This is a genomic window from Nocardia sp. NPDC047648, assembly GCF_040642815.1.
Classification (GTDB): Bacteria; Actinomycetota; Actinomycetes; order Mycobacteriales; family Mycobacteriaceae; genus Nocardia; species Nocardia gamkensis.
In genome coordinates this window covers 29,521-45,487 of sequence record NZ_JBEYSX010000008.1, presented here as the reverse complement: position 1 = coordinate 45,487, position 15,967 = coordinate 29,521, and the positions used below count along the sequence as shown (strand labels likewise).

The following is a 15,967-nucleotide window of genomic DNA, read 5'->3' as shown; positions in this document are numbered from 1 at the left end:
CACCAGTCCTATCGCCGCTTCGGCCGTCTCGACCGGCAGCTCCGTAGCATCCGTTCGTGCGCGGAGGCGGGCGGTTGCCCGCAGACGGGATGCCTCCACGATCGCTTCGGGCCGACGGGTCGACACAGTTCGCGAGGACCACGGTAGCCATCACCCGGACACGAGCAGGCCGCGTTCGCGTGCGATCGCCGCCGCCTCGGTGCGGCTGGACGCACCGAGCTTGGTGAGGATCCGTGAGACGTGCACACCGGCGGTGTTGGCGCTGATGAACAGCTCGGCCGCGATCTGACGGTTGCTCGCGCCCGTGGCCACCAGGCGCAGCACGTCGAGTTCGCGCGGGGTCAGGCCCACGGTGCTCGCCGATCGGGCCGGGGAAGGCCGGTTCCCGGAGTCGGCGAGGTCGATCCCGGCGCGGTCGGCCAGCTGCCTGGCTTGCTCGGCGAGTGGCGCCGTGGCCAACTCGTCCGCGAGCCGGAGCACGGACCGCAGGGCGCTGCGCGCTGCCGCGCGATCACCCGCGGCCAATTCCGCTTCGCCGGATTCGACCAGGCTGCGCGCCAGCTCGAATGGCCGACTCAGGGTTCGCCAGGAGGAAGCGGCCGCGGTCCAGTCGGCGGGACGGCCGCTGCGCACGGCGTGGCAGGAATTCCGGTATGCGGCGTCGACCGCGGTGGTCACCGGCAGCCTCTCCGTTACGGAGTTGAGAACCAGTGGGGCGCAGCGAGTTCGCGCCACCGCATCGGCCAGCGCCCACGCCTCGTGATGGTGCGCGGTCAGATCGTCCGCGGTCAGCGTCGCCGCGCCGATCTCGGCGGCGCGCTGCGGATCGCCCGCCGCGAGCGCGATCTCGGTCTGCACCGTGTGCAGCTGGATCTGATACTGCCTGGCCCAGCGGCGATCCCCGAGCAAGGGCTGCGCGGTCGCCGCGCTCGTCGCCGCGGCCTCGTCGTCCCCACGCGCCAGCATGATCCGCGCGTGACACAGCAGCAGCGCGGCGGTGCTCAACGGGGGCAACCGCTCGGTGAGCGATTCGTCGATCAGATCGAGCGCTTCGTTCCAGCGACCCAGCGCGGTGAGCGCCTGTGCCCATTTGACCAGCAGGATCGGTGCCGCCTCGGCGAATCGGTAGGTTTCGTGCGCGGCGCGCAGCCCCTGCTGAATCGCCGCGATGGCGGCCTCGTCGGCGCCCGCCGACACCAGCAGCGCCGTCTCCCACAGCACCACGGTCAGCACCGTGCCCGGATCTCCCGCATCCTTCGCGGCGGCATGCGCCTGCTCGAAATGGGTCATGGCGACCTCCGGACGGTCCGCCGTGGCCAGCCCGAGATACGCGTGGGCACGCGCGGCCAGCGACGCGGCATCCGCACCGGCCGCCTCCTCGATCGCGCCCGGCGGGTGAAGTGCCCCAGCCATGACCGACGAGGTGTCGTGGGCGGGCGGGATACCACGCAATTGTTCGGCCACCTCGACGGCGGCACGCGCGTCGTTCTCGGCCGCGGCCGCCGCGCCGCTGAACGCGCGCGCCGCGGCGAGTTCGGCGAGCACCTCGCCGCGTAACAGAGTCGGCCGGTCCGAAGGAAGACATGCCAGCGCCGCGAGCAGGTCGTCTTCACCGCCGCCGCTGCTTTGATTGCGTAATCCGGCGCGGTAGTAGTGCAGTCGGGCGGCACGCTCCGGCTCGATCTCCGCATCGATGGCGGCCAGCGCCTCGTCGGCCGCCGCGATCCCGCGCTCGACGACGCCGCCCCGATAGCATGCCGCCACGACCGCTTGCACGACCTCGATCCGCTCCGCGCCTACTCGGCTCGCCGCTTCCCCCACCCGATCCCACGAGTCGAGCACTCGGTCGAGATGGTGCACCTCAACACGATGCGCCCCGATGTTCCTGGCTTCCGCCGCCGCATCCCAGGCGGCCTCGAGCGCCGATGAGAATTCTCCGGCGGCATACGCGTGATAGGCAAGCTCGCCGGAGGGGCATTGGTCCGCATCGCGTTCGCGGAGCGTGGTCAATGCGCGAAAAATATTGCCATGCAATCTTTTTCGCTCCACGGGCAGTAAGTCGGCGTAGACGGCGTCCCGGATGAGAACGTGCCGGAACGCGTAACCGGTGTCGTCGGGTACCAGCAACTGCTGGTCGACCAGTAGCTGCAACGCTGTGGTCAGCGCGTCCTCGGCGAAGTCGGAGGCCGCCGCCAGCACGGTGTGCCGGACCGGTGACCCGGCCGCCGCCGCGAGCCGCAGCACCGATGCGGCCTGACGGGGCAGGTCCGACAGGGGACCGAGCAATAGTTCGGACAGTTCGGCGGGCGTGTCCTCGGGCGCGGGGTCGAGCGCCTCCACGAACAGCGGGATTCCTCTGCTGCGCTCGAAGACGCGCGCGATCGTCCCCGGTTCCGGTTCTCTGCCGCGCAGCGCGGCCAGCTGCCTGCCGACCTCGTGCTTGGTCAGCGGTGCCATCGAGAGCAGACGGACACTCGGGTCCCGGCGTAGGCCGGTGACCAGCTTGCGCAACGGCTCGGAATCGGCGGGCCGGTAGGTACCGATCAAGAACAGATCGCCTTCGGCGATGTTGGCCACCAGGAAGGCGAGCAATTCCAGGCCGGCCTCGTCGGCCCAGTGCAGATCCTCCAGCACCACCACCAGCGGTCTGTTCATCGCGCACTGTTCCAGCACGGTCAGGATCTCGCCGAACAACCGGATCCGATCGGTGTCGATCTCCGCCGCGCCGGAACGCGCCGCCAGTTCCGGAAGCCAGCGCGCCAGCGCGGGTTTCGCCGGGAGCAGCGCCGCGAGCGCCTCCGCTCCCTGGTCGCGCAGCAGTGCGCGCATGACCGCGACGAACGGAGTGAACGGCACCCCCTTCGCGCCGAACTCCGGACACCGCCCGGACAGCACCGCCGTGCTGGCCCCGAGCCGCGTCCCGAACTCCGCGACCAGCCGCGACTTGCCGATCCCCGCTTCGCCCCCGACCAGCACGGTATGCACCGTCGGCTCCCCATAGGCATCCTGCAATGCCGCAAGCTCAGCGGCCCGCCCCACGAAGGCACCGCATACCGGAAGGCTGACCACGGCGCGATCATGCCCCTACCGCGAGGTCGGCGCCAATCGCGGGAGCCGAGGCGGAGTGCGGCGGACAGGAAAGCCGCTCCCCGCCCTCGCCCGAGCCGCGTCGAACTTCAGTGGCGGCGTCGACCGGACGCGGGCCGCCGCCTGAAGTTCACGAGCCGCACACCATGGATCTTCTCGGCCGAAGCCGCCATGGTCGCGGATAAGAGCGGTGGCGTTGGCGGCGAGGTATCGGCCGGGCCAGTTGGGGTGCGCTCCTCGGTGATGGTGGCCGAGGGTGTTGCGGCCGAATTCGGCGTCGCGAGGGGCTAGGGGAGTACGGGAAATAATGAATTCTCGTGATTCGGTGCACCCCTCGTTACCCGAAGTATCAATGGCATGACGAACACCGAGATCCGCCCCTTCCGCATCGACATCCCGCAGGCCGACCTGGACGACCTTCGCTCGCGCGTGGCCCGCACCCGCTGGATCGACGACCTGCCCGGCGTCGGCTGGGAGCGCGGTGTGCCGACCGCCTACCTGAAGGAACTTGCCGGATACTGGGCCGAGAAGTTCGACTGGCGCGCCGCCGAGGCGGAGTTGAACACCTACCCGCAGTTCACCACCATCGTCTCCGGACAGAACGTGCACTTCCTGCATGTGCGCTCGGCCCGAGCGGACGCCACCCCGCTGCTGTTGCTGCACGGGTGGCCGAGTTCGGTGGCCGACTTCCGCGACACGATCGGCCCGCTCACCGACCCCGCCGCGCACGGCGCCCCGGACGCGCCCGCCTTCCACCTGGTCATCCCGTCGCTGCCCGGCCACGGCTTCTCCGGCCCGATCACCGAGCCGGGCTGGAACGACGGCCGGATCGCGGCGGCGCTCGCCGAACTCATGGCCCGCCTCGGCTACGACCGCTACGGCGTGCATGGTGGCGACCACGGCGCCTTCATCGCCCCGGCACTGGGGCGGATCGACGCCGAGCATGTCCTCGGCGTGCACGTCAACGCGTTGGTGACCTTCCCGACCGGCGACCCCGCCGACATGGCCGCCCTCACCGACGCGGAGAAGGCGCGACTGGGCGCGATGAAGAAGTTCCAGGACGACGGTTCCGCCTACATGAACCTGAAGGGCTCCCGCCCGAACACCATCGCCCAGTTACTCGCCGATTCCCCGACCGGCCAGCTCGGCTGGATCGTGGAGAAGTACCGCGAATGGACCGACCGATCCCACGACCTGCCCGAACAGGCCGTCGACCTCGATCGCCTGCTGACCACGGTGAGCATCTACTGGTTCACCGACACCGCCCGCAGCGTCGCGAACCTCTACTACGAGCGCTTCCACGACGCCACCATGTTCGCCCCGAAACCGAAGGGCACCGTGCCCACCGGCGTAGCGGTATTCAAGGACGGCGACTACGCCATCCGCCGCTTCGCCGAGCACACCCACAACATCACCCATTGGTCGGAGTTCTACTCCGGCGGGCATTTCCCCGCACTAGAGGTGCCGGAGCTACTGATCGGCGACGTGCGCGAGTTCTTCCGGTCGCTGGGCTGATTCGGTGGAGTCGTAGCGGGCAGGCAGTGGCGACCGCCTGCCCCACGACGGGGCGAGACGACTAGTCCGCGATCTGATGGCGCGAGCATTCAGGAACGGCGACGACACGCTGCCGTACGAGCCTCATTTGTCCAGCGTCGCTAGCTCGGGCTATCTCAGCTCACGAGTCAAGACATCGAATGTCGGTGCGTCCGGCCAACTCGGTTTCGTCACACCGACTCGGGACCATCCCCACCGCAGGTACGCCCCATACGCGCGGTGATTCTCCGGCTCGACCAGTAGCGTCGCACGCCGTTCCGCCCGGCTGCTCAACAGCGTATCGTGCAGCTTTCGCGCCAAGCCGCGACCGGTGTATTCGGCGCACACCATGATCTCCGACAGCGCGAATGTCCGGGCGCCATCCTCGGCGGTAAATGTAGCGCGGTCGCCGATCTCATCGTCCGGCTGAAAATTCCTCCACCACGCGGCATTCGGACGCAGCGTCCACCCCCACGTCTGCCCCGCGGGCGTCCCGCCGACATACGCCATGACCATCGCGAACACACTGCCGCCTGCGGGGTCGGTGTAGTTGTCGAATCGGTGCATGAACTGGTCAGGCGCATCGAACGGATCACCGGAGGCGATCGCGTCGACGTAAGACCGGCGGTAGATGTCTTCGACCGTGGGCCGGAGTGCGCGCGCTTCTACAGCGTCGAGATGCCGGAATTCGACATCCGGAAGATTCACGCGGTATTCCCTGTCTGTGTGAGTTTGTCGAGGCGGTGTCGGAACTCGTCCGCGGCAGGCAAATCGGCAGTCGCGCGCCGAATGGGTTCGAGAACCTTGAGGGTGCGGGGCGACGATACGCCGTTGTCGATGTGCACCAACACCGACATCGCGTCAGCCAGCGCCCCTTCGAGGTCTCCTACTGCTGTTCGTGCTGACGCCAGCCACGCCCGTGTATTGACGGCGTTTCGGTTTGTCGACTTCTCGTCGGCGGCGGTCTCGAAGAGGCTGACAGCCCTTGCGAGGTCCCCGACACGTCCACAGCCGCGCGCCTCATGACCACGAACCTCGTTGTGGTCCACAGTGCGAAGCCACGTCGGACAGTCGGCGAGGGGTTCGTGTTCGATTGCGTGGTCCACTTCACGCCACGCTGTCGCGATCGCGCGCCCGAACTCCCGGCGATCACCGAGCAAGCCGAAGGCCTGCGCTTGGCGGATTGCGATCAGGGCGTGGATACGGCCAGGTGGTCGGCCGCGCATCAGGTGACGTGCGCGGTCGACGAGGCGCAGCGCGTGTTGTGGATTCGCTTGGCCGGTCCGGCTGAGCGCGATGGATTGGTTCGCGGCGTACAGGCAGCTATGAGCTGTGAGATCGGCGTCATCTGCCTGACTTGCCAACGCCATGGCATCCGAGTAGCAGTGGCGCGCGAGCGAATGCATCTCGGCGTCGAAAGCCAGCCATCCGGCCAGGACGGCCAATTCACCGGTCGCGCTGGTGAACGCGTTACCACTCGCACTATCGAAAGTACCGGTCTCCAAGAGGCTTTTCGCGCGAGCCAACTGCGCTACGGCGGTCGCGACCAAGGAAGCGCCACCTGCCCTCTGGTCCTCGAACTCCAAGGCATCGACTACTTCCAGCAGCCCTCGTACGTCGGTCATGCCGATTCGGACGCCGTCGACGTCCCACGACTCCAGAACTGCAACTGCCCCAGCCGCCGCTGCCAGGCGTCCGAATTCACGTCGCTTCACGTCACTGTCGGCTTCCCGTACATCGCCGTCGACCACACCGCCGGACGGATCCGTCGAAATCTTGAATTCCTGACTGCCAGGATGCCTCGGCTTTCGTGCTTGGGCGACAGCCGACCAAAAGCGTGCGGACTGTTTCTCATCGAGCCGCGCCAGCTGGGTATCGAGGTCATGGGCAGATTTTCCTCGAATAGGTCGGGAATCCGGCGCACGTTGCCATTTTCTGACCGTGACAGGCTGATAGCCGACCTGCTCAGCGAACTCTTCCTGGGTCAGTCGGAGGGCGGCGCAGCGCAAAGCCCTGACCTCGACGCCGGTCCAATTGGTGACAATCATCGTGGTCCCCCATCCCACGTCTGCATCCTGGTGTGCCGGAAGCGTATCGGGTCCGTGCGGTTCTGTGCCTGGGAACGAACAACCAGGTCAGTCACGCTCGAGTTGGCCCCGGCGCCGGGCGAGCACATCCCTCGTCGACAGCGCCGATCGCGTCGCCATCGTCCGGGATCCCCGGCGCCGGGTGCCACACCACATCGACGGAAGAGGGGCGGACATGGCGGAAATCGCGCTCGGCTACATCCGGCTGGATCAGTCCGGCAGTGATCATGCGGGGGAGGAGCGCGCGATTCGGGCGCTAGCCGAGCGGCGAGGCTATCGCGAGCCGGAAGTGCTGGTGGTGGATCGGGATGCGCTGATGCCGACGCTGCTGCTCGTGCAGACGATCCGCCGGGTGGGCGCTTCGGTCGTCATCGCTCCGACTCGGGAGCACATCTGGACGGCCAGACGCGGTCTCACGGAGGAAGTGACGCTCATTGTCGTCGCGCCCGAGCAGGTGTGGGAGCGGGGACATCGGTGGGCGTCGTTCGGCTCGTCGGAGAACGGGGTGGGGTCTTGATGTCCGGCTGGTCCGAGGTCGGCGCAGCGCTGGTGGTGGGAACCGCGGTGGTCATGGTGCTGCTGATGGTCTTCTTCGCCGCGAGCAGATGGTGGCGGAGGCCGTTGCGGGGTCCGAGCGTCTATCACATCGCCGAACGTGTCGGCCATGAACAATTGTGCCTGCTGGGCTGGCCGCCGTTGGGCTGGCCTGCGGTAGATCCGAGAGACGGCCCGGAATTCGGCCCCGGCGACGCGCACGCCCTCATGCAGGTGCATCTCGAGTGCGACGCGGACGAGTGCTCATGGAAATGCGCGGCCGTGGAGACCTTACGGACCACCAGTCGCATGCGGCCGAGTAAGTACCCGCGCCGCCCGCATCCCTCCCGCCCGCGCGGGAGCGAAGCGCTGCCGTAGGCCGTGTCTCACATGGCTGGTGGCGAGTTTCTTGTACCAGGTAAGTGTCACGGCGAGGGTGAGGAAGGCGAGGAAGTGGTGGCCTTGCGCTCGTAGCGGATGCTGAGGCGGCGTAGCCGGTCAGCCAGGAAAATCGCGCGCTCGATACCCACCGGTGGCCACCGATTTGAAGGGACCTCTACGGTTCCAGGACAGTGCGCTGGTAGGGTCAGTCTCTAGTAACCCAGCTCGAGAGATCGACCACAGCAAGGCAGTACTCGTCGGTATCATCGACGATCTTTTTCGAGGCGAGATCCCCCGTACGAGCCAGCGGAGCAAGTTCTTGTGGCAGGAGTCCATATCCGAAAACCCCCGGTCCATGTGGTCCGTTGATAGGTGCATCGAATCCGTAGATTTCGTCGGTCGCGGTGATTCTGATGTATATGCGACATGTGTGATCGCTTCGGAGCATGAACCCACCGAAGGTGTAATCCTCCTCGAACCATGGAAAACCGCCACCGTGCACGAACAGGCTGAAGACGCTGAACAAGCCTTGGTCGTAATGCAAAGGGGCAGTGGAGGGTTCGAAGCCGGTGGCGGAGGCCTGAATAACGACATTTGAATGAGTGTCGATGGTCTGCGGGTGTGTCGCCATCAGTTGGGTCATTCGTGGTGCGACACTGGCACGCACATGGTCCATGATCGGATTGACGGACGACGTGTCGGCATCCCGCGCAAGATTGAATTCCACTGCGAGACCTGACAACATCTGTGCTCCATCCGATAACGCGACCCGTACCCGCTCATTGTTCGCTCGAACGACTCCGCGCAGCTGGACACCTGTTGGCGGAAGTGGGCCCATCGGTGCGACGATCAGTGGAATCATCGTGCGGAGCAGAAAACTGAACGCGTGATCACCCGTGGCCACTGCCATGGCCTGCCACCTCCTAAATCGATGCTTTCTTGTTCAGCCTGACAGATCACGTAACCAGTCAGGGCAGGTATTGCGACCTTCGCAATACGCTGTGATGACTCCGATGTTCTTGTTGTCGGTTGTTTTATATTTGCCGTCATCTGTACGCGTGGCCGCCTGGGCGACTATGTGAAGAGTCGCGCGATCATCTACTTTCCCCCGGCTTTTCGCATGTTTGAACTCGACGAGGTACTCCACACGCGCGCCCGAGGTCTTGGGTTTTGCGGTACGGATGGCGTGCTGAATGACGTAATACTTGGTCAGATTGTGCTTCTGCGTATAGTGATCGAATCCCAGGTCGGCGTTTCCGGTGCGAATCGGAATAATTACGTTGGTGGCATCGGTTGCTTCCGCTAGGATGTCATACCAGTTCGCCGCATCGGCAAATCCTGCTGAAAGCGTCGCCGCCCCAAACGCGGTGAGTAGTGCGGTTGGTAAGGCCAGTAATCGACTCCGAGTTGACGTCGGTAAAGTGAAAACCCCGACGAAACCATTCTGTTTCATACTTTCCCACCCCTTGTTGATTGTTTCCGGCGAATCGCAACGTTTCGTGCCCGGAACGATGATCAAGTTACCTTGCCAGATCGTGGTTCGCAACGGATGTCGGACCGATAATGCTGGCTCTTCGTCCGTGATGAGACCGGCTAGGGGATAGCGGGATTGGTGTAGGCCACCACCGGCTCAGGCAAACTGGCTCCGATCGCCCCGTCCTTGCGCGGTTGGTGCCCCCGGAACGGCAAGTACTTCACCCGCTCACCGGTGGCCAGATAGTCGAGCAGCTCGGTGGCACTCCGCGTCGGCATGCCGATAAGTCCGGTGACAATACCTCGCGACCGCACTCCAATTAGATTGGGGCACAGAGAATTCCGGGTTCAGCGGTAGTAGCAGCCGCTGTCGAGGTCCTCGACAAGACCGGGACCGCTGGGCGTCCAGCCGAGCAGTGAGCCGGTGGCGTCACTGCTCGCGGCCATGTCCGCTCCGAAGAACCTGCCGAGCCAGCCGAAGTGCTCGCCGCCCCGCTCCGCCGGTATCGAGACGACGGGCAGACGGAGCCCCCGACCGATCACGTCGGCGATGTCGCGGGCCGGGATGCCGGTCTCGGCGGTGGCGTGCAGGACGGTGCCGCCGGGAACCCGCTTGTCGAGCGCCAGCCGCACGATGCGCCCGGCATCGCTGCGATGGATCGCCGCCCAGCGATTCATCCCGTCGCCGAGGTAGGCCGAAACCTCTTCGGCGCGAGCGGCCGCCACGAGTCCGGCTACGAAACCATGGTCACCTTCGCCGTGCACGGTAGGAGCGAAACGCACAATGACCGTGCCGACGCCACGCTCCACGAATTCCAGCGCGAGGTTCTCGCCGCCTCCGCGCAAGGAATCGAGACCGTGGGCCGGTGAGCGGTCCTGCTCGGTGGCCACGCGGCCGGGAGCGAGCAGGGCCAGAGCGGAGGCGAGCACGAACGGCCGGTGCGAACCCGCGAGGACGTCGCCGATGGCCTGCACGGCGTCGCGCTCGGTCCGGTTGGTCCCGGCGGGATTCGCGAAGTCGTGCTTGTTGGCGAGATGAACGACGGCGTCGGCCTCCGTGGCGCCGGTGCGGATGCTGTCGAGATCGTCGAGGTCGCCGCGCCGCGCCCGGGCTCCTTTCCGCTCCAGCGCGGCGGCCGAGTCGCCCGAGCGGGCGAGTCCGGTGACCTCGTGACCGGCCTCCAGCAACTGGTCGACCACGGCCGAACCGATCCATCCGGTCGCTCCGGTGACGAATACATGCATGTCGATACGCCTTTGTGTAGGTCCGCGACCGATCGCGCGGATCAGCTTCCGCGGCGGTCCGATCCGACCGCCGGCGTTCTCTGTGGAATGGGTGACCGTGCCGCGTCACCTCTGTGCGATCAGCGAGGACGACCGACGGCGACCGGCACTCTCCGCCGGGACAGCAGCGATTGCAGCACCACCAGCCCTCCGAGGACGAGCACGGTCACGCCGACCGCCCGCAGCCCCATCTGCGCGCCCGAGACGAACGCGGTCACAACCTCGTGGGCGCGGTCGGGTGTGGTCGAGGCGAGCGCCTGGGCCATGGTGTGCGGATCGTGGTCGGCGCGGACGTCCGGTGGCAGCGCGGCGACGAACCGTGCGGTGAGCACCGTGCCGATGACCGCGACACCCAGCGCGCTGCCGAATTCGCGTGTGGTGGCCTGCAATCCGGCTCCGACTCCGGCCTGCTCCGGCGGTAGCGAACCGGCGATGGCGCCGGACAGCGTCGGAAGCGCCAGCGTCACGCCGATTCCGGTCACGACCAGCCACGCGGCGTAGACGAGGTAGGGCGTCCCCGCGTCACCGGTGGACAGCCCGAGCAATCCGCAGCCGACGAACCCGAATGCGAGCGCGGTGGTGGCGTCGAGGCCGATGCGCTGCGACAGGCGTCCGACGTGTCGTGCGCCGAGGATGATCGGCACGGTCAGCGGGACGATCCCCAGTCCGGTTCGCAGAACGCCGAATCCCTTGCCGTACTGGAGGAACGACGCGTTGACATAGAACAGCGCGAACATGCCGAAGAAGACCGTCGTCATGCCGAGGCAGGCGCTGCGCAGGCCGGGAACGCGGAACAACCGTGGATCGAGCAGCGGATGCTCGGTCTTCAGTTCGACGATCGTCCACACGGTGAAAAGTACTGCGGCGCAAGCGAACCCGGCGATGACGACCACGCTGTCCCAGCCCGCCTCCGGTCCTTGGACGATGCCGAGCAACAGCGCGACCGACGCACCGACGAGCAGCACCGCGCCGAGCGGATCGAGGCGGCGATCGTGGCGCGCCGACACCGGCGCGATACGTCCCACGAGCGCGGCGAGAACCAGCGAGATCGGCACGGCGGCGGCGAACAACCAGCGCCACGAGCCACCCGACAGGATCGACCCGCCGCCGACGTTGCCGACGACTCCGCCGATGCCCGTCATCGACGCCCAGGTGGCGATCGTCGCGCCCTTGCGTTCGGCGGGCACGGCGTGCAGCAGGACCGACAGCGTGTTGGGCAGCACAGCGGCGGCGCCGACACCCGTGATCGCACGGCCCGCCAGAAGCAGGGCCACGCCGGGTGCCGCCGCCGAGATCAGCGCTCCCACCGCGAACAGCGCCAGACCCGCGAGCAGCACTCCCTTGCGCCCGAAGCGGTCCCCGGCGGCTCCACCCGGGATGACGAGGCAGGCGAACACGATCACATAGGTGTCGACGATCCACACCAGCGCCGACGCGGACGGATGCAGCGTGCTCGAGGCGAGCATCGGGACGGCGAGGTTGATCGCGGCGACCATTCCGACGACGAGGACCACACAGGCGCACATGATCGCGAGCAGACCGCGCTGTGCGGCGGGACGGGACGGGTCTCGCGACGACGCGGCGCGATCCCGGAACATGACATCGAAGGGCATGTCCCGACGGTAGGGATCTCGATGAACTTCGTGCCACGCAACTTCGACAATAGATACTTGCGTAAGATGCAACTATGCCCGAGCAGCTGGATCTGAACCTCCTGCGGGTGTTCGACGCCCTGCTCCGGGAAGGCGGGGTCACGGCGGCTTCCGAGCGCTTGCATCTGTCCATCCCCGCGACCAGCCGGGCGCTGGGCCGGTTACGACGGGCGATGAACGATCCGATCCTGGTTCGCGCCGGGCGTGGGATGGCTCCGACTCCGTTCGCACTGCGCACCGCGCCGCGGGTGCGGTCACTGCTCGACGAAGCGTCAACGTTGATCAGCGCCGATCGCGAGATCGCGATCGGAGAGCTCGAGCGCACTTTCACCATTCGCATCAATGACGGCGTCGCCGCGACCTTGGCGACGACGGCGGTCGAAGCCACGGCCGCGCTCGCCCCCGGCGTGGTCCTTCGGTTCGTCACGGAGGGCAGCGAGAGCGCCGAGGCCTTGCGCGACGGTTCGGTCGATCTCGACATCGGCGTCGGTGACGCCGCGGCTCCCGACATCCGCACCGCCGTGCTGTACCGGGAGCGAATGGTCGGCATCGTCCGCGCCGACAGTCCGCTGGGCAGGCGCCGTCGCCCGACGTTGCGGCAACTGTGCGGGCATCCCCACGTCTCGGCCTCCCGCCGTGGACGCGCTCGCGGCCCGCTCGACGATGCGCTCGACGCGGCGGGCCTGCAACGCCACGTCGCCGCCGTCGTCCCGACCTTCGCCGTCGCCGCGCTCCTGGTCTCCTCGAGCCGTTACGTCGGACTCGTCCCGCAGCGCCTCGCCGAACAGTACGGCCCGACTCTCGGCATTCGCTGGTTTCCCCTCGCCGCGGACCTGCCGGAAGTCGAAGTGCGCCTGCTCTGGCACGCCCGTCTCGACGCCGACCCGGCCCAGCGCTGGCTGCGTGACACCATTCGCGACGCGTTGTGTGAGCCCGGCGGCGCGAAATCGGCGGAGTCCGTTCGCACGAACGGGTGACATCGTGTCGCCTCCGAGCAGGCACGGCCGATGTACGACAGCCGAATCGACGCGAATGCGGGGCGTGCCAGCGGGATTGGAATCAATGCCGTCCGGTCGCGGCGGTGGTACTTTGAACGCCGAACCGGCCGGGCACGGGGGTTTGGGACCACGACGGTCGATCAGGCGCGGCGCTCGGCATCGTTTTCGTACCGTTCGACGGACCGGTTACCGAGAATCGGGCGGTGGGGCGGGCTGCGGGGTGTGAGGTCTGTTGAGTTCCGTATGGCGCGGGCGCATGAGACGCTCGGCGGGTGGCATGGCGGAGTCCGCCGACAGCGCGCGGGACGGAAACTCACGCTTCGTCCCGAGTCCCGCGCGGGTTCGTGAGGTCGAGCATCGCACCCGCCTGCTGCTCCAGCGCATGAAGGTGCGTGAATTGCTGACCATGCGCCAGCTGATCGAGCGCTATTGCGAATTCACCGGTTCGACGGTGCTTCTACAGGAGAAGTTGCTGCCGGTCGACTGCTTCTTCGCGATCACGTTGAAACTTTCGGCGCCGCCCGACACCTATGTCATCGCGTATCAGAAGGCGACACCCGCCTGGCATCAGGACCACGGGATCGGGCACGAGTTCGGGCACATCATCGCCGGGCACTACGAGACCGGGAACGTGCATCGCCATTCGGCGATGTCTCCGGAGCGGGAATGGGAGGCCGAGTACACGGCGAACCTGCTCGCGCGGTGGGGGTACGAGGTGGGCAGGGTGCTCGATCGGCAACGCGCGCTGCGGCCCTTACAGCGGACCGAAGACCTGTCCCTGCCGTTGCAGGAGAGAATGGGCTGGCTGTGATCTACCTACCGCACGGGTGGCTCATCGCGGCGTTCGCCGCCGCCATGATCTGGAAGTCGAGTCAATACCGCCGCAACAAGGACGTCGCTCTTCTCGCGGTCGTGGGGGCCTTCTTCTTCCTCGCGTCCGGGTATGCCTTCGGCGAGTACGTCCAGAACCGCCGGGACCCGTGGTTGCTGAGCGCGATGGGTTACGAATTCGTCGGGACCGTCCTGCTGGTGGGAGCCAAGGCCTGCATCGTCGCGTTCTTCGTGCTGGCCTCCCGGCATACCGCCCAGACGAAGAAAATACTGGTCGGGCTCGGTATCCCGCTTGCCGCGTCGATCATTGTCATGGCCGCGTGCGCGGTCGTCGCGGGCCCCGGCGCGAAACCCTACGGATTCGCCGACCCAGCCGTGGTCGGCTTCAATCTCGGGGAGAAGGTGAGCACGTTGCCGATCGGGATGTTGATCGTTTTCTACTGCTTCGCCTATCTGCGTTTGCTCTCGGGGACGCCGGCCCACGGAATCGTGCTCGCCGCGATAGGTGCGGTGTCGATGCTCGCCGCCACGGTGACTTTCACCGTCCAGCTCGGGTACTACGCGGCATCGGAACGGCCACCGCGAGCGCTCGTCGCGCTGGGGCGGTGGGAGGTCTATCTGGGGCAGCTCGTATTCCTTCTGGGTGTGTCCTGGTATGGCTTGGTGATGCGGATACGAGCGGTGGTCGTCGGCCTCGCGGCATTGCGTGACGTTCTGTTGCTGTGGCGGCTGTGGCGATTCGCGGTCGGCGTGATCACCCGGTTTCTTCCGGAACGGCGGATGCCCGCCTTCCGCCTCCGGCAGCCCTTGGCGGCGGTCATGGAATGGCGGCAGGCGATGATGGTCGACATCCGTGATGCGCTGATGCTGCTCAGCCCCCAGATCGATCCGGCGTCGACCGCCACCATCTCCGGGTACGCGCGCGAACTCCAGCGCGTCGCCGCGGCCAATCGCGAGCGGCCGGTGCTGTACGGCGAACCGCACCGCGCGGCCGTGGACCAGGCTGATACGTTCGATGCCGACCGCAAACTGCTCGTGGCCTTGGCGGCCCGCCTGGGGGAGAACATGGTTCGGGTGCGTCGGCAATGGGCTCGGCCCACGGCGAAGGTGTGACCGGATGTTTCGAGCGGAGATCATCGGTTGCGGCGTCGGAGGGGCGTGCGCGGCCCTGGCGATGGCGAAAGTCGGTGCGCGGGTGCGGATCTACGAGACCGCGCCGCGCACTGCCGAGGTGGGCGGGTGGGTCACCCTGGGCCCCGCGGCGTCGACCGCGCTCGATCAGATCGGCTTGGGCGAAAAGGTCAGATCGGCCGGATTCCCGGTCGTCGGCGTGAGCACCGTCGACACGCTCACCGGGCGAACGATTTCCTTCGCCCGGACCGAACCCGGTCATCGCTGGTCCAGCACTCACATCTGGCGCAAGGATCTCCTGGCCTTGTTGCGAGAAGGGTTGGAAGAAGCCGACATCCCGTGCGAATACGGAACGCGGGTCGATCCCGGCTCGCGCACAGGTGATCTGCTGGTCGGCGCGGACGGTGCTCGTTCGGCCACGCGGCGCATACTCGGCGATGCCAGAGAACCCACCTACACCGGCCAATCGATCCGCTACGGTCATTGCCCGGTCGTGGTGCCCGGGCTCCCGACGCACGTCCTGCACTTCTGGTCGCACCCCGAAGGTGTAGCGGGCTATGTGGGGGACGACCGCGATGGATCGTTCTGGTTCAGCAGGCGCAGCGTCGCGCCCGGCACGGCGGTCGACCCGGAGGTGTTCCTCGACGCGCTGCGGACAACCCCGGTGGAGCGGGTGCTGGAGCGTTCCGAGGTGAGCGCTCCGATCGCACTGTACGAACTCGAACCCGAGGGGAGCTGGCACAACGCCGACACCGTCCTGATCGGCGATGCGGCGCATGCCGTTTCGCCTGCGGCGGGGCGTGGCGCGACCTCCGCCATCGAGGATGCGATCGTGTTGGCGAAGACCCTGCGCAGCGCGGACTCCATTGCCGCGGCGCTGGAGTCCTATACGGAAGTTCGCCGCCCGATCGCGCAGGCGACCTATCGGCCGGGCCCCGCTCCGAAAGTCTCGGCGGAGGATCTGCGGCTCTGACAC

At 67.0% G+C, this 15,967-nt stretch carries 15 protein-coding genes; 7 read left to right on the top strand and 8 right to left on the bottom strand.

Annotated elements, in window-relative coordinates:
• Positions 1–150 precede the first annotated feature (150 nt).
• Positions 151–3,039 (bottom strand): AAA family ATPase, encoded by a 2,889-nt coding sequence (locus tag ABZ803_RS18255; protein ID WP_357039913.1) that lies wholly within the window; start codon positions 3,037–3,039, stop codon positions 151–153.
• 405 nt (positions 3,040–3,444) lie between these two features.
• Here ABZ803_RS18255 and ABZ803_RS18250 point away from each other — a divergent pair, with 405 nt between their 5' ends.
• On the top strand, positions 3,445–4,602 hold the full coding sequence (locus ABZ803_RS18250) for an epoxide hydrolase family protein (protein WP_357039131.1): 1,158 nt from the start codon (positions 3,445–3,447) through the stop codon (positions 4,600–4,602).
• A gap of 150 nt (positions 4,603–4,752) precedes the next feature.
• On the opposite strand, the gene ABZ803_RS18245 is transcribed toward ABZ803_RS18250, so the two are convergent.
• Together ABZ803_RS18245 and ABZ803_RS18240 are read right to left on the bottom strand one after the other, a co-directional pair.
• Positions 4,753–5,328, bottom strand: a complete 576-nt coding sequence (locus ABZ803_RS18245; protein WP_357039128.1) for a GNAT family N-acetyltransferase — start codon at positions 5,326–5,328, stop codon at positions 4,753–4,755.
• Complete coding sequence (locus ABZ803_RS18240; protein WP_357039125.1) at positions 5,325–6,668, bottom strand: hypothetical protein; 1,344 nt, start codon at positions 6,666–6,668, stop codon at positions 5,325–5,327. Before ABZ803_RS18240 ends, ABZ803_RS18245 begins: the two co-directional genes overlap by 4 nt.
• Before the next feature lie 214 nt (positions 6,669–6,882).
• Here ABZ803_RS18240 and ABZ803_RS18235 point away from each other — a divergent pair, with 214 nt between their 5' ends.
• Positions 6,883–7,224, top strand: a complete 342-nt coding sequence (locus tag ABZ803_RS18235) for a hypothetical protein (protein ID WP_357039123.1) — start codon at positions 6,883–6,885, stop codon at positions 7,222–7,224.
• The gene (locus ABZ803_RS18230; RefSeq protein WP_357039120.1) at positions 7,224–7,619 is read left to right on the top strand and encodes a hypothetical protein; all 396 of its coding nucleotides are present in this window, start codon (positions 7,224–7,226) and stop codon (positions 7,617–7,619) included. The genes ABZ803_RS18235 and ABZ803_RS18230 overlap by 1 nt, the downstream gene beginning before the upstream one ends.
• 208 nt (positions 7,620–7,827) lie before the next feature.
• On the opposite strand, the gene ABZ803_RS18225 is transcribed toward ABZ803_RS18230, so the two are convergent.
• From ABZ803_RS18225 to ABZ803_RS18205, 5 genes are all read right to left on the bottom strand, one after another.
• Positions 7,828–8,532: a hypothetical protein gene (locus ABZ803_RS18225; RefSeq protein WP_357039117.1), complete on the bottom strand. Its 705-nt coding sequence runs from the start codon at positions 8,530–8,532 to the stop codon at positions 7,828–7,830.
• A gap of 33 nt (positions 8,533–8,565) precedes the next feature.
• The gene (locus ABZ803_RS18220) at positions 8,566–9,141 is read right to left on the bottom strand and encodes a hypothetical protein (protein WP_357039114.1); all 576 of its coding nucleotides are present in this window, start codon (positions 9,139–9,141) and stop codon (positions 8,566–8,568) included.
• Positions 9,142–9,215: 74 nt separating this feature from the next.
• Positions 9,216–9,374, bottom strand: coding sequence for a hypothetical protein (locus ABZ803_RS18215; RefSeq protein WP_357039111.1), 159 nt, complete (start codon positions 9,372–9,374; stop codon positions 9,216–9,218).
• Positions 9,375–9,443: 69 nt separating this feature from the next.
• Positions 9,444–10,340, bottom strand: coding sequence for an SDR family oxidoreductase (locus ABZ803_RS18210; RefSeq protein WP_357039108.1), 897 nt, complete (start codon positions 10,338–10,340; stop codon positions 9,444–9,446).
• A gap of 119 nt (positions 10,341–10,459) precedes the next feature.
• The gene (locus tag ABZ803_RS18205; protein ID WP_357039105.1) at positions 10,460–11,992 is read right to left on the bottom strand and encodes an MFS transporter; all 1,533 of its coding nucleotides are present in this window, start codon (positions 11,990–11,992) and stop codon (positions 10,460–10,462) included.
• A 74-nt stretch (positions 11,993–12,066) separates the two neighbouring features.
• Here ABZ803_RS18205 and ABZ803_RS18200 point away from each other — a divergent pair, with 74 nt between their 5' ends.
• From ABZ803_RS18200 to ABZ803_RS18185, 4 genes are all read left to right on the top strand, one after another.
• Positions 12,067–13,008 carry a LysR family transcriptional regulator gene (locus tag ABZ803_RS18200; RefSeq protein WP_357039102.1) on the top strand — a complete coding sequence of 314 codons (942 nt, stop codon included), beginning with the start codon at positions 12,067–12,069 and terminating at the stop codon, positions 13,006–13,008.
• A gap of 277 nt (positions 13,009–13,285) precedes the next feature.
• Positions 13,286–13,840, top strand: a complete 555-nt coding sequence (locus tag ABZ803_RS18195) for a hypothetical protein (RefSeq protein ID WP_357039099.1) — start codon at positions 13,286–13,288, stop codon at positions 13,838–13,840.
• Entirely contained in the window at positions 13,837–14,973 is a 1,137-nt protein-coding gene (locus tag ABZ803_RS18190) for a hypothetical protein (RefSeq protein WP_357039096.1), read from the top strand. Before ABZ803_RS18195 ends, ABZ803_RS18190 begins: the two co-directional genes overlap by 4 nt.
• A 4-nt stretch (positions 14,974–14,977) precedes the next feature.
• Positions 14,978–15,964, top strand: a complete 987-nt coding sequence (locus ABZ803_RS18185) for an NAD(P)/FAD-dependent oxidoreductase (RefSeq protein ID WP_357039092.1) — start codon at positions 14,978–14,980, stop codon at positions 15,962–15,964.
• The last annotated feature ends 3 nt before the right edge of the window (positions 15,965–15,967 follow it).

Coding starts and splice junctions, on each gene's coding strand:
- ABZ803_RS18230 (WP_357039120.1), top strand. CDS start 7,224: ATGTCCGGCTGGTCCGAGGTCGGCGCAGCGCTGGTGGTGGGAACCGCG.
- ABZ803_RS18200 (WP_357039102.1), top strand. CDS start 12,067: ATGCCCGAGCAGCTGGATCTGAACCTCCTGCGGGTGTTCGACGCCCTG.
- ABZ803_RS18215 (WP_357039111.1), bottom strand. CDS start 9,374: ATGCCGACGCGGAGTGCCACCGAGCTGCTCGACTATCTGGCCACCGGT.
- ABZ803_RS18250 (WP_357039131.1), top strand. CDS start 3,445: ATGACGAACACCGAGATCCGCCCCTTCCGCATCGACATCCCGCAGGCC.
- ABZ803_RS18195 (WP_357039099.1), top strand. CDS start 13,286: ATGAGACGCTCGGCGGGTGGCATGGCGGAGTCCGCCGACAGCGCGCGG.
- ABZ803_RS18225 (WP_357039117.1), bottom strand. CDS start 8,532: ATGGCAGTGGCCACGGGTGATCACGCGTTCAGTTTTCTGCTCCGCACG.
- ABZ803_RS18240 (WP_357039125.1), bottom strand. CDS start 6,668: ATGATTGTCACCAATTGGACCGGCGTCGAGGTCAGGGCTTTGCGCTGC.
- ABZ803_RS18205 (WP_357039105.1), bottom strand. CDS start 11,992: ATGCCCTTCGATGTCATGTTCCGGGATCGCGCCGCGTCGTCGCGAGAC.
- ABZ803_RS18210 (WP_357039108.1), bottom strand. CDS start 10,340: ATGCATGTATTCGTCACCGGAGCGACCGGATGGATCGGTTCGGCCGTG.
- ABZ803_RS18235 (WP_357039123.1), top strand. CDS start 6,883: ATGGCGGAAATCGCGCTCGGCTACATCCGGCTGGATCAGTCCGGCAGT.
- ABZ803_RS18185 (WP_357039092.1), top strand. CDS start 14,978: ATGTTTCGAGCGGAGATCATCGGTTGCGGCGTCGGAGGGGCGTGCGCG.